Genomic DNA, 12,680 nt, shown 5'->3' with positions numbered 1-12,680 from the left:
CACTAGCTGACCGCGGCAATGTAGCCGCCGATACCGAGAACTTCCGCCACGACCGACGCCGCCAACGTCGTGGCCGCATACGGCCACCCGAGGCGCCGACGAGCCATCCGCACGATCGTGCACACCGCCCCGACGACGGTGAACGCGCCCGCCGCCAACACCGAGACGGTGACCGCGTTGACGGCCCGCTCCACGCTGCATCGCTCCGGGGGGCAGTAGTCGGTGAAGGCCAGCATTAGGATTTCGATGCCGGTGGCCGCGACCCAGCCCAACACGGCGAACACCACCAAGACGATGGACAGCGGCACGTCCCAGCGGGGGCGCGCCGTCGTGGCATCCCGCGCCGCGGGCCCCCACCCGCCAGCGGTCAACGGGCGGCCTTCTTGCGTTCGATGTCGGCCAGGGCGGCCGCCAGTTCCGCCCGCTGGGCGGCCGAACTCTCCCAGGCGAGCTGGCGGTTCTTGACCACCTTGGCCGGCGCACCGACGGCGATCGAGTAATCGGGGATCACACCGCGGACTACCGCGTGCGACCCCAGCACGCAGCCGCGGCCGACGGCCGTGCCGCGCAGCACCGTCACCTTCACCCCCACCCAGGTGTCGGGCCCGATCCGCACCGGGGACTTGACGATGCCCTGGTCCTTGATCGGCATGTGGATGTTGTCCATGCGGTGGTCGAAGTCGCAGACGTAGCACCAGTCGGCCATCAGCACCGAATCGCCGAGCTCGATGTCGAGGTAGGCGTTGATGACGTTGTCGCGGCCCAGAACCACCTTGTCGCCGAACCGCAGCGAACCCTCGTGCGCGCGAATGGTGTTCTTGTCGCCGATGTGCACCCACCGGCCGATTTCCAGCTGCGCCAGTTCGGGCGTCGCGTGAATCTCCACGTCCTTGCCCAAAAACACCATCCCGCGGGTGATGATGTGCGGGTTGGCCAGCTTGAACTTCAGCAGCCGCCAATAGCGCACCAGGTACCACGGGGTGTACGCGCGGTTGCGCAGCACCCATTTCAGCGAGGCCAGCGTGAGGAACTTGGCCTGACGCGGGTCCCGCAGGTTCGATCCACGCCAACGGCGATGGACCGGCGCGCCCCACATGCTCGTCATGGCCGGACAGCCTAACTCGCCGACGATGCGCGCCGGAACGGCGGGCCAACGAGGCGGGCAATCCGCAGGAGCCGACTCGCCGCGGGTTACCCTCACCTGTACTCACTGGCCGCTCCTGCCGAACGCCCTGGGAAGGATCTGGGAATCGAGGTGCTTGACCGACATCTCCCGCGCGGGCTTCGGCGCTGGTCATCGGCGCTGCTGGCGGCCGGGATGGCGGCGGGGCTCGGCGGGTGCGCCAACACCGACTCGTGGGTGGAGGCGTCAGCCGCCGCCGGCTGGCCGGCGCAATACGGCGACGCCGCCAACAGCAGCTACACCGCAACCAACGGCGCCACCAAGCTGTCGTTGCGTTGGACGCGCTCGGTCAAGGGAACCTTGGGGGCGGCCCCGGCACTGACCGCGCGCGGCTATCTGGGCCTCAACGCGCAGACCCCGGCCGGATGCTCGCTGATGGAATGGGAGAACGACCACAACGGCCGGCAGCGCTGGTGTGTGCGGCTGTCCCAGGGTGGCGGGTTTGCGGGCCCGCTCTTCGACGGGTTCGACAACCTCTACGTCGGTGAGCCCGGCGCGTTCCTCTCCTTCCCGGTGACGCAGTGGACGCGATGGCGGCAGCCGGTGATCGGAATGCCCGGAACGCCAAGGTTTCTCGGGAGCGGGCAGCTGCTGGTCGCGACACACCTGGGGCAGGTGCTGGTTTTCCAGGCACACCGCGGCGCGGTGGTCGGCAGCCCGATGGATCTGGTGGAGGGTGTCGATCCCACCGATGCGACGCGCGGGTTGGCCGATTGCGGGCCGGCCCGGCAGGGCTGCCCGGTGGCCGCCGCGCCCGCCTTCTCGGCGGCCAGCCGGATGGCGGTGCTCGGTGTCTGGCAGCCGGGCGCCCCGGCCGCGGGGCTGGTTGGGCTGAAGTATCACCCCGGACAGACGCCGCTGCTGTCCCGCGAGTGGGCCAGCGACGCCGTCGGCGCCGGTGTCATCGCCAGCCCGGTGCTATCCGCCGACGGGTCGACCGTCTACGTCAACGGCCGCGACCAACGACTGTGGGCATTGCACGCCACCGACGGGAAAGTGAAGTGGTCCATGCCGTTGGGGTTCCTGGCGCAGACGTCGCCGGCGGTCACGCCCGAGGGCCTCATCGTGTCCGGCGGCGGCCCCGACACCCGGCTGGTGGCGTTCAAGGACGCGGGCGATCACGCCGATCAGGCGTGGCGCCGCGACGACGTCGTCCCCCTGTCGTCTTCCAGCCTGGCCGGTGCCGGCGTGGGCTACACGGTGATCAGCGGCCCCGCCGCGAACGGCGCGCCCGGTATGTCGCTGCTGGTCTTCGACCCCGGCAACGGTCACACGCAGGGCAGTTACCCGCTTCCGGCGGCCACCGGCCATCCCGTCGGGGTCTCGGTCGGCACCGATCGCCGCGTGGTGGCCGCGACCAGCGACGGCCAAGTGTACGGCTTCGCGCCGGCCTGACCGATAATCGCTGGGTGCCCACCGACGAGACGCCTCGAGCCCGGCCGGCCGACCTCGCCGCGACCCTTATCCTGCTGATCTTGCACGGCTGCCTGTTCGGCGCGACGTTCGGCTTGCTCGGCCTGCTCGTCATGGCCACCGACCCGTGCGGCTCGGTGAAGTGCGGCGACCCCGCCTGGTTCGACCGGGCCATGACGTTGGCGACGTGGGGCGGCGGCGCCGTCTTGCTCCTCGACGTGGTGGTGGCCGTGTATCTCCTGAGCCGGCGCAGGCGGGCGTTCTTCGTCCCGATCATCGGTTGTGTGGCACAGGTCGGGCTGGCGGTGGCCGCCGCGGCGATGGAGTTGCAGGCCGGTCCCGTTTAGGCGTCAGATCGCCAGCGGCGGAATGGCGTTGCGGGGCACCTGGGCCTGGGCCGGCCCGGCAAACGCCGGCAGCAGTTCACCGGGCGCGAAGTAGAAGATCAGCTGGTCGTCGGTGATGGCGAAGTTCTGATAGTGCGTCGGGTCGTGCCCCGTCGAGGGCAAAATCGCTGCGCCCAAAGGGGTTTGGCGTTCCAGGTCGCGCTGCACGATCGGGAAGATGCCGTCCAGCGGCGCGGTCCCCGGGGCAAACAGACTGTCGAAGGTGATGGGCTGCTTCGTCCCGAGGTTGTAGTTGAACGCCTTGTACCAAATCGAGGGGTGCGCTCCGCCGAGGTCCTGGAAGAATTTGAGCACCACGCTGCGGGTGTTGCGCGGCGGCTGACCGGAGCTGCGTTGCTCGGTGGTCGCCTCCAATTGATAGGGCTGATCGCGCGGCCCGGAACTCTGTGCGACGTTGACGAAACCGTCCCGGTTCTGCGTGATGTAGTCGCTCAGCGCTTGCTCGTCGGGATAGTCGGCGGGAAACGCCAGGTCGAGCGTGTAGGTGGGGCCGGTGGCGCGCACGCGACAGATCTGGCCGGCCTCGATGGTGCCGCCCAAGCTCGCACACGACGGTGGGGCGGCGCCCGCCGGCCAGCCCAACAGGGCCACCGATGCGAGCACCACGGCCGCGATCAGATAACGCATTCTTCTATTGTCCTTGCGGGGTAGGCGTGGGCTGGGCGCCTGGCAGAGCGACCGCACCAGCCTACCGGCGCTACCGCGACGGACGGCAGACGAACGCCATCGCGCGCCCGGCGGCCCGCGAGCCGATGCGGGTGATGACCACCGACAGGGGCCGGCTGCCGCGCGGCCGCATCCGCCGCCGCAGCGCGTCCGGGTCCACCCGCACACCGCGAACCAGGAACTCCAGCGTTCCGCAGTCCAGCGCCGTCAGCGCCTGGCGGAGCCGTCGCTCATCGAAGGCCAGCTGCTCGAGCACCTCGAAGCCCCGGACCGCCGGCGGCAGCCGATCCCCCGACAGGTAGGCGATGTCAGGGTCGAGCTGCCACAGCCCGTGCCGCGCGCCGTAGTGGCGCACCAGCCCGGCGCGGACCACCGCGCCGTCGGGGTCGACGATCCACCGCCCGGCCGGCCGCACCGGGCAGTCGTCCGGATCGCCGTCGGTGATCTGCTCGCCGTGATCGAGGATGCTGGCCCGCCGGCGGACGCCGCGCTGCGCGAGCCCGGCCGGCCACAGGCACGCCTCCCGCACCGAGCCGCGATAGGACGTCACCTCGATCTCGCCATCGAAACCGAGTCGGCCCACGTCGTCGAAATCTATTCCGGGGGCACACTTTACGACGAGGTCGCGGTGCCGGTAGGTGTCGATCAGGGCGCCCAGGCCCGGCCGGTAATCCTCGATGCGGAAGCGGCGCCGCGCGCCGAGACGCCGCGCCGGGTCCGCGAGGACCGCGGCGTCGCGGGTCACCGGGGCGAGCGCGTCGGCACGGCAGAGCAGGACGGCCTCCCCCAGGTTGTGCCGGGCCATCGCCAGCCGCACGGGATCGAGGTCGCTGCCGACCGCTCGAACCCCGGTGGCCCGCAGCGCGGCCAACTCGGTGCCGATCGAACAGGTCACGTCGTGCACCACGACTCCCGCCTGCGCGAGCCGCCCGGCGCGGTGCAGAGCCACCGGGGCCGCGGTGGCTTGCTGCAGCGCCTCGTCGGTGAACAACCAGTCCGAGACGGGGATCTCGGCGCTCAGCCCGCTCAATTTCTCGGCGGCCCGCCGGCGCAGCAACGTGGTCTCCACCAGCACCGCCGCGCGGTCCCCGAACCGGGCACGCGCCGTGGCGACATCGGCGACCCGGGTGGCGTCGGTCAGGTCGAGTTCGGCGACCGCCGCCAGCGCAGCGGCACCGGAATCCGACCGCAGATAACGGACGTCCTCGGCGCCGAAGGTGAGGCCGGGGCTCAGGAGGGTTTGACCCCGGTGATCATCACGTTGTAGAACCAGCCCTTCGGCGCCACGTGCCGCAGGACGTTGGCGTCCAGCCAGCTGAGCGTCTTCCAGCTGTTGAACGCGAACTTCGCCCAGCCCCAGCCGAGCCGCCCGGGCGGCACCGCGCATTCGAAGGTGCGCAGCGGCCAGCCCAGCATCGCGGCGGTGAATTCCACTGTGGCCGTTTGCACTTCGGCCGCACCAGCCTTGCCGGCCATCCGCTCCAGGTCGCCCGGGGTGAAGGTGTGCAGGTCGACGAGGGCCTCCAGCGCGGCGGCGCGGGAGGACTCGTCGAGTTCGGCCTGTGGTCGTCGCCAGCCCTCCAGACCGGGCAACTTGGTGACGTTGGTCGCGATGCGCCAGGTCAAGGTGGACAACGTGCGGGCGTAGGTGTCCCCGACTGTGGTCGGCTCGCCGGCGAAGACGAACCGGCCGCCCGGTCGCAGCACCCGGACGACCTCGCGCAGCGCCAGCTCGACGTCGGGGATGTGGTGGAGCACGGCGTGCCCGACGACCAGGTCGAAGGTGTTGTCCTCGTAGGGGATTCCCTCGGCGTCGGCGACCCGGCCGTCGATGTCCAGCCCCAGCGACTGCCCGTTGCGGGTGGCAACCTTGACCATGCCGGGCGACAGGTCGGTGACCGATCCGCGCCGGGCCACCCCGGACTGGATCAGGTTCAGCAGGAAAAACCCGGTGCCGCAGCCCAATTCGAGGGCCCGGTCGTAGGGCAGTTCGCGAAGCACCCCGTCGGGCACGATGGCGTCGAAGCAATCCCGGGCATAGTCCACGCAGCGCTGGTCGTACGAGATCGACCACTTGTCGTCATACGACTCGGCCTCCCAGTCGTGGTAGAGGACCTGGGCCAGCTTGCTGTCGTGCCGGGCGGCCTCCACCTGCTCGGCCGTGGCATGCGGGTTGGGAACGGCATCGGTCGAACTCGTCGTCATGAAGGGCAGCCTAACGGGCGCAGGATTCCGATTCGCCTTCGCCGCTCTGACCAGCGGAGAACACGTCGACGTAGCGGCGCCGCTCGGCGGCGTCGCGGTCGGCCGGGCCCAGCTCGAACACGTCGTTGATGCCCGCCTTAGCGGCGGCCAGCGCTTGTCGCGGGCCGTCGAGGAAGCGGCGCGCCCACCCCGCGGCGGCGTCGTAGACGTCGTCGGGGCCCACCATCTCGTCGATCAGGCCCAGCGCCAGTGCCTCCTCGGCGTCGAAGAACCGGCCGCTGAACACCAGCTCCTTGGCCCTGCTCGCCCCGGCCGCGCGGGTCAGGCGGGCCATGCCGTCACCGCCGGGTATCAGACCGGCCAGGATCTCGGTCGCGCCGAACTTCACGTTGTCGCCGCTGACGCGCCAGTCGGCGGCCAGCGCCAGCGTCAGCCCGGCGCCCAGCGCATAGCCGGTGATCGCCGCCACGGTCGGCTTGGGGATGCCCGCCACGGCGGCGATGGCCCGCTGCCGCGCGCTGGCCGCCGTCTCGGCCTCCGGCGCGCTCAGCGTCCGCAGCTCGGGCATGTCGTCGCCGGCCGAGAAGATCTCATGGCCACCGAATAGGATGACCGCGGCCACGTCGTCACGCTCCCCCAGCTCGCCGGCCGCGGCGACGATCTCCCGGTAGACCTGGCGGGTCATCGCGTTGGTCGGCGGCCGCGAGAGCAACAGCATGGCCAGGCCGGGGTCCCGCGAGCCGTCGCTGACCACCGTGCTGACGAACTCGCTCAATGCCGCCACCCCATCCCGCCGGCCTCGCGCGCCCGGTGGTAGCGGTCGGAGTCGAAGAACTCGAACACCCAGTTGTCGCCCTGGATCTCCAGGTGCGGCTGCACGGGCACGATCTGACGCTCGACGGCCAGCACGTCCGCGACGGTCCGTCCGGCCAGCGAATCCAGCTGGGTCCAGGTCGGCGGCAGCAGGAAACACCGGCCGGCGGAGAAGTCGTCGATGGCGGCCTGCGGTGTCGTCCAGCCGGCGCGGTCGGATTCGGTGTTCTCGCCGTCGGCCCGCTGCCCCTCCGGCAGGGCGCCCACAAAGAAATAGGTGTCATAGCGGCGGGTGCGCTCGGCTTCGGGGGTGACCCAGTTGGCCCACGGCCGGAGCAGGTCGGCGCGCAGCTCCAGGTTCTCGCGGCGCAGGAAGTCCGCGAACGACAATGTGCCGTCGGCCAGCGCGCGGCGGGCGTCGGCGTACACCGAGGCGTCGCCGACGATGCCCTCCGGGTCGCCGGCGGGCCCCGCGAACAGCACCCCCGATTCCTCGAACGTCTCACGGGCGGCGGCGCACACCAGCGCCTCGGCGAGGTCGGGTTCGATGCCGAAGCGCTCGGCCCACCACTGCGCCGGCGGGCCGGCCCATGCGATGTCGGCGTTGCGGTCCCGGTCGTCGACCCCACCGCCGGGAAATACCATCGTCCCCGCGGCGAACTCCATCTTGGCGTGCCGGCGCATCAGGAAGACCGCGATGCCGCCGGGCTCGTCGCGGATCAGCATCACGGTCGCCGCGGGCCTTGGGACCAGCGGCGGCTGTTCGGTGGGTGACGTCATAGCTGCCTCCGGTGGGCTGCGCGGGTGCGGACGCGGCGGGCGAAATAGCGCCCGTCGACGACGTCGAGGGCGATCGACTGGCCGAAGGCGGTGGACAGGTTCTCGGCGGTGAGCACGTCGGTCAGCAACCCCGCGGCCACCACCTTCCCTTCGGACAGCAGCATGCAGTGGCTGAAGCCGGGCGGGATCTCCTCGACGTGGTGGGTGACCAGCACCAGCGCGGGGGCGTCGGGGTCGGCCGCCAGGTCGGCCAGCCGCGCCACCAGCTCCTCGCGCCCGCCGAGGTCCAGCCCGGCGGCGGGCTCGTCGAGCAGCAACAGCTCCGGATCCGTCATCAGCGCGCGGGCGATCAACACCCGCTTGCGCTCACCCTCCGACAACGTCCCGTAGCTACGGTCCGCTAGGTGCTCGGCGCCGAGGCTCTCCAGCATGTCGATGGCCCGGCGGTAGTCGACGTCCTCGTAGCGCTCCCGCCAGCGGCCCAGCACCGCGTAGCCGGCCGAGACGACTAGGTCGCGCACCACCTCGTCGGTGGGCACCCGCTGCGCCAGGGCCGAAGAGCTCAGCCCGATCCGGGAGCGCAACTCCGAAACGTCCACTCGGCCCAGCCGCTCGCCGAGCACGAAGGCCACCCCCGACGAGGGGTGCTCGGCCGCCGCCGCAATCCGCAGCAGCGACGTCTTGCCGGCGCCGTTCGGGCCGACGATGACCCAGCGCTCGTCGAGTTCGACCGCCCAATTTACGGGCCCGACGAGCACGCGACCGCCGCGCCGCAGCGACACATTCCTGAAGTCGATCAGCAGATCGGGGTCGGCCGCCTCGCCACCGTTCTCGGGCACCCGCCCATCGTGCCGTACCGGGGCGGCCCGATACCTGCCGGGTCGCTACGACTCGGGCGGGATCTCCACCCGGCGGACCTCACCGTCCACCGCGTCGGCCGCCTCGATTTCGCCGCGCGTCACGCCCAGCAAAAACAGCACGGTGTCCAGGTACGGGTGGCTCAGCGACGCGTCGGCCACCTCACGCAGCGCCGGCTTGGCGTTGAACGCCACGCCCAGCCCCGCCGCGGCCAGCATGTCGATGTCGTTGGCGCCATCGCCGACGGCGACGGTCTGCGCCATCGGCACCCCGGCCCGCTCGGCGAAGTCGCGCAGCGCCGCGGCCTTGCCGGCCCGGTCGACGATCGGTCCGACCACCCGCCCGGTGAGTTTGCCGTCGACGATCTCCAGCTCATTGGCGGCGACGTAGTCCAGCATCAGTTCCTCGGCCAACGGCTCGATGATCCCCCGGAAACCGCCGGAGACCACGCCGCAGTGAAAACCCAAGCGCCGCAACGTCCGCAGGGTGGTCCGGGCGCCCGGCATCAGCTCCAGCTGCTCGGCGACCTCGTCGACCACGGTCGCGGGCAGGCCCGCCAGGGTGGCCACCCGCTGTTCGAGCGACTGCGCGAAGTCCAGCTCGCCCCGCATGGCGGCCTCGGTGATGGCGGCGACCTGCCCCTCGGCACCGGCACGGGCGGCCAGCATCTCGATGACCTCGCCCTGCACCAGCGTCGAGTCCACGTCGAACACGATCAGCCGTTTAGCCCGCCGCTCCAGGGTGTAGTCCTCGACCGCCACGTCGACGCGCTCCTCGGAAGACACGTGGTTCAGGGCGGTCCGCAGCGCGGCGTCCGATCCCGGCGGCACGGAGACCCGCAGCTCCAGGCCGGTGACCGGGTAGTCGGAGACACCGCGGATGAGGTCGATGTTGACCCCCAGGCCGGCCACCGCCCGGGCCACCGCGCCGAACGCGCCGGCGGTGATGGGCCTGCCCAGCACGAAGATGGTGTGGGTCGAGGGATCCGGAATGATCGGCACGTCCTCGCTGCGCTCGATGCTGACGTCGAGGCCCACCCCGCGGATCGCCGTTTCGACGTCATGGCGCAGCTCGGGGCCGTCGGCGACGTCCGCCGGACAGCGCACCAGAACGCCGAGCGTCAGGCGGTGCCGTATCACCACCTGTTCGACGTTGAGCAGCTCGACGCCGTGCCGGGAAAGTGCCTCGAAAAGGGCCGACGTCACGCCCGGTTGGTCCACTCCAGTGACGGTGATCAGCACCGACACCTTCGGTGTGCTCACTGGCGATAGCCGCCTATCGGGCCATCAGCTGCGAACGTTGACGTCGTCCAGCCTGGTGACGTCCTTGTCCGACGGCCCATGAGCCCGGCCCACGTGCGCCTCGGCGCGCAGCCGCTCCACCATGTGCGGGTAGTGCAGCTCGAAAGCCGGTCGCTCCGAACGGATCCGGGGCAACTCGGTGAAGTTGTGCCGCGGCGGCGGGCAGCTGGTCGCCCACTCCAGCGAGTTGCCGTAGCCCCACGGGTCGTCGACGGTCACGACCTCGCCGTAGCGCCAGCTCTTGAAGACGTTCCAGACGAACGGGAACATCGACGCGCCCAGGATGAAGGCGCCGACCGTGGAGACCACGTTCAGGCCCTGGAAGCCGTCGGTGGGCAGGTAGTCGGCGTAGCGGCGCGGCATACCCATATCACCCAGCCAGTGCTGCACAAGGAACGTGGTGTGGAAGCCGATGAACGTCAACCAGAAGTGCAGCTTGCCCAGCCGCTCGTCAAGCAGGCGCCCGGTCACCTTCGGGAACCAGAAGTAGATACCGGCGAAGGTGGAGAAAACGATGGTGCCGAACAGCACGTAGTGGAAGTGCGCGACGACGAAGTAGCTATCGGTGACGTGGAAGTCCAGCGGTGGGCTGGCCAGCATGACGCCGGTGAGACCACCCAACAGGAACGTCACCATGAAGCCGAACGAAAACAGCATCGGCGTCTCGAACGTCAACTGGCCCTTCCACATCGTGCCGATCCAGTTGAAGAACTTGATTCCGGTCGGGACGGCGATCAGATAGGTCATGAACGAAAAGAACGGCAGCAGAACGGCTCCGGTGGCGAACATGTGGTGCGCCCACACCGCAACCGACAGCGCTGCGATCGACAGCGTCGCGTAAACCAGCGTGGTGTAGCCGAAGATCGGCTTGCGAGAGAACACCGGGATGATCTCGCTGACGATCCCGAAGAACGGCAGCGCGATGATGTAGACCTCGGGGTGGCCGAAGAACCAGAACAGGTGCTGCCACAGCAGGACCCCGCCGTTGGCCGCGTCGTAGACGTGGGCCCCTAGATGTCGATCGGCGGCCAGCCCGAACAGCGCGGCGGTCAGGATCGGGAACACGATCAAGATCAGGATCGACGTCACCAGGATGTTCCAGGTGAAGATCGGCATCCGGAACATCGTCATCCCGGGGGCGCGCATGCACACCACGGTGGTGATCATGTTGACCGCACCCAGGATGGTGCCCAGACCGGCGACGATCAGGCCGGTGATCCACAGGTCTCCCCCGGCGCCGGGTGAGTGGACGGCGTCGGACAGCGGCGTGTAGGCCGTCCAGCCGAAGTCCGCGGCCCCGCCCGGGACGATGAAGCCGGCCGCCGCGATCAGGCCGCCGAACAGGAACAGCCAGTACGAGAACGCGTTCAACCGCGGAAACGCCACGTCGGGGGCGCCGATCTGCAGCGGCAGCACCAGGTTGGCGAAGCCGAACACCACCGGGGTCGCATACAGCAGCAGCATGATCGTGCCGTGCATGGTGAACAGCTGGTTGAACTGCTCATTCGACAGGAACTGCAGCCCGGGTGCGGCCAGTTCGGTGCGCATCAGCAGCGCCATCAGCCCGCCGATGAAAAAGAAGACGAAGCAGGTGACGGTGTACATGACGCCGATCATCTTGTGATCGGTCGTGGTGATCAGTTTGTAGACGAGGTTCCCTTTGGGGCCGGTCCGGTCCGGGTACGGGCGAACGGCCTCGAGTTCTCCCAACGGGGGCGCTTCGGCTGTCAACAGCTTCTCCAAACAGTAGGACAGGGGCCCAAAACAGAGCTGACACGAATCTTAACCGCCGATGAGGCCGACGTCAGGAGTGGTCCTACAAACTGTCGTAATTGGCTCGGCGCCGCGGCGTGTCGTTTCGGTGTGCCGGGCGCGCAACCGCCGGGTGTTAGCGTCTGACGCGTGCTTTTCGGCGTGACCCGACCCGCGTGCCTGCGCGCGGCCGCCGCGCTGGCGGCGGCACTCGCCCTCACGTGCAGCGGCTGCGGCTCCGGCGACAACGGCAGCAAGGCGCCCACCCCCGGCCTGGTCACCCCCACCACGCAAATCGCGGGCGCGGGCGTGCTCGGAAACGACCGCCGCCCGGACGAGTCGTGCGCGCGGGACGCCGCGGCGGCCGATCCGGGGCCCACGACGCGGCAGGCCCACAACGCGGCCGGCGTCAATCCGGACGTGGTGCAGGTGCCCGCGGAGCCGCAGCGCATCGTCGTGCTTTCCGGCGACCAGCTCGACGCCCTGTGCGCACTGGGACTGCAGTCGCGGGTGGTCGCCGCGGCGTTGCCGGACGGATCCTCGAGCCAGCCCGCCTACCTGGGCAGCGCGGTGCACAGCCTGCCCGGCGTGGGGACCCGCAGCAACCCGGACCTGGCTGGGATCGCGGCGACCCACCCCGACCTCATCCTGGGATCGCAGGGGTTGACGCCCACGCTGTATCCGAAGCTGGCCGCGATCGCCCCCGCGGTGTTCACCGCGGCGCCCGGCGCAGCGTGGGAGGACAACCTGCGCGGCGTGGGCGCCGCTACGGCGCGCGGCGCCGCGGCCGAGGCGCTGCTCAACGGCTTCTCGCAGCGGGCCGGCGACGTCGGCGCCAAGCACGACGCCTCCCATTTCCAGGCGTCCATCGTGCGGCTGACCACCGACACGATCCGGGTCTATGGCACCAACAACTTCCCGGCCAGCGTGCTGGGCGCCGTCGGGGTGGACCGGCCGGCATCCCAGCGGTTCACCGACAAGCCGTACATCGAGATCGGCGCCACCGACGCCGATCTGGCCAAGAATCCGGACCTCTCCGCCGCCGATGCCGACGTGATTTACCTCTCGTGCGCGTCACCGGAGGCCGCCCAGCGCGCCGCCACGGTGCTGGACAGCAACCCGTGGCGCAAGCTGTCAGCCAACCGCGATAACCGCGTCTACGTCGTCAACGACGAGGTTTGGCAGACCGGCGAGGGCCTGATCGCGGCCCGCGGCATCGTCGACGACCTGCGACTGGTGAACGCCCCGATCAATTAGCGACGGGCGGCCAGCGTTGGCCAGGAAACATTACCTTAGCTAAAC

The 12,680-nt window shown here is 70.1% G+C and carries 13 protein-coding genes; 3 read left to right on the top strand and 10 right to left on the bottom strand.

Annotated elements, in window-relative coordinates; all coding sequences use genetic code 11:
• Nucleotides 1-2: 2 nt before the first annotated feature.
• Complete coding sequence (locus KXD96_RS11125) at nt 3-371, bottom strand: hypothetical protein (RefSeq protein WP_260744602.1); 369 nt, start codon at nt 369-371, stop codon at nt 3-5.
• Complete coding sequence (locus tag KXD96_RS11120; RefSeq protein ID WP_260744601.1) at nt 368-1,105, bottom strand: acyltransferase; 738 nt, start codon at nt 1,103-1,105, stop codon at nt 368-370. Before KXD96_RS11120 ends, KXD96_RS11125 begins: the two co-directional genes overlap by 4 nt.
• A 213-nt stretch (nt 1,106-1,318) precedes the next feature.
• Here KXD96_RS11120 and KXD96_RS11115 point away from each other — a divergent pair, with 213 nt between their 5' ends.
• Together KXD96_RS11115 and KXD96_RS11110 are read left to right on the top strand one after the other, a co-directional pair.
• On the top strand, nt 1,319-2,578 hold the full coding sequence (locus KXD96_RS11115) for a PQQ-binding-like beta-propeller repeat protein (RefSeq protein WP_260745325.1): 1,260 nt from the start codon (nt 1,319-1,321) through the stop codon (nt 2,576-2,578).
• Between the two features lie 14 nt (nt 2,579-2,592).
• Nucleotides 2,593-2,943: a hypothetical protein gene (locus KXD96_RS11110; protein WP_260744600.1), complete on the top strand. Its 351-nt coding sequence runs from the start codon at nt 2,593-2,595 to the stop codon at nt 2,941-2,943.
• Nucleotides 2,944-2,946: 3 nt separating this feature from the next.
• On the opposite strand, the gene KXD96_RS11105 is transcribed toward KXD96_RS11110, so the two are convergent.
• From KXD96_RS11105 to ctaD, 8 genes are all read right to left on the bottom strand, one after another.
• Entirely contained in the window at nt 2,947-3,630 is a 684-nt protein-coding gene (locus KXD96_RS11105; protein WP_260744599.1) for an esterase, read from the bottom strand.
• A gap of 70 nt (nt 3,631-3,700) precedes the next feature.
• The gene (locus KXD96_RS11100) at nt 3,701-4,810 is read right to left on the bottom strand and encodes a THUMP-like domain-containing protein (RefSeq protein ID WP_260745324.1); all 1,110 of its coding nucleotides are present in this window, start codon (nt 4,808-4,810) and stop codon (nt 3,701-3,703) included.
• A gap of 89 nt (nt 4,811-4,899) precedes the next feature.
• Nucleotides 4,900-5,874, bottom strand: coding sequence for a class I SAM-dependent methyltransferase (locus KXD96_RS11095; protein WP_260744598.1), 975 nt, complete (start codon nt 5,872-5,874; stop codon nt 4,900-4,902).
• Nucleotides 5,875-5,884: 10 nt separating this feature from the next.
• Nucleotides 5,885-6,649, bottom strand: a complete 765-nt coding sequence (locus KXD96_RS11090; protein ID WP_260744597.1) for an enoyl-CoA hydratase — start codon at nt 6,647-6,649, stop codon at nt 5,885-5,887.
• Complete coding sequence (locus KXD96_RS11085; protein ID WP_260744596.1) at nt 6,646-7,467, bottom strand: NUDIX domain-containing protein; 822 nt, start codon at nt 7,465-7,467, stop codon at nt 6,646-6,648. The genes KXD96_RS11090 and KXD96_RS11085 overlap by 4 nt, the downstream gene beginning before the upstream one ends.
• Nucleotides 7,464-8,306 carry an ABC transporter ATP-binding protein gene (locus tag KXD96_RS11080; RefSeq protein ID WP_260744595.1) on the bottom strand — a complete coding sequence of 281 codons (843 nt, stop codon included), beginning with the start codon at nt 8,304-8,306 and terminating at the stop codon, nt 7,464-7,466. Before KXD96_RS11080 ends, KXD96_RS11085 begins: the two co-directional genes overlap by 4 nt.
• Before the next feature lie 45 nt (nt 8,307-8,351).
• Nucleotides 8,352-9,587, bottom strand: a complete 1,236-nt coding sequence (serB, locus tag KXD96_RS11075; RefSeq protein ID WP_260744594.1) for a phosphoserine phosphatase SerB — start codon at nt 9,585-9,587, stop codon at nt 8,352-8,354.
• 24 nt (nt 9,588-9,611) lie between these two features.
• On the bottom strand, nt 9,612-11,357 hold the full coding sequence (gene ctaD, locus KXD96_RS11070) for a cytochrome c oxidase subunit I (RefSeq protein WP_260744593.1): 1,746 nt from the start codon (nt 11,355-11,357) through the stop codon (nt 9,612-9,614).
• A 201-nt stretch (nt 11,358-11,558) separates the two neighbouring features.
• Here ctaD and KXD96_RS11065 point away from each other — a divergent pair, with 201 nt between their 5' ends.
• Entirely contained in the window at nt 11,559-12,635 is a 1,077-nt protein-coding gene (locus KXD96_RS11065) for an iron-siderophore ABC transporter substrate-binding protein (RefSeq protein WP_260745323.1), read from the top strand.
• Nucleotides 12,636-12,680: the final 45 nt, after the last annotated feature.

Source organism: Mycobacterium sp. SMC-2 (assembly GCF_025263485.1).
Classification (GTDB): Bacteria; Actinomycetota; Actinomycetes; order Mycobacteriales; family Mycobacteriaceae; genus Mycobacterium.
Note: the sequence above shows the minus strand (reverse complement) of the source record. Positions and strands in the feature narration are given on the sequence as shown.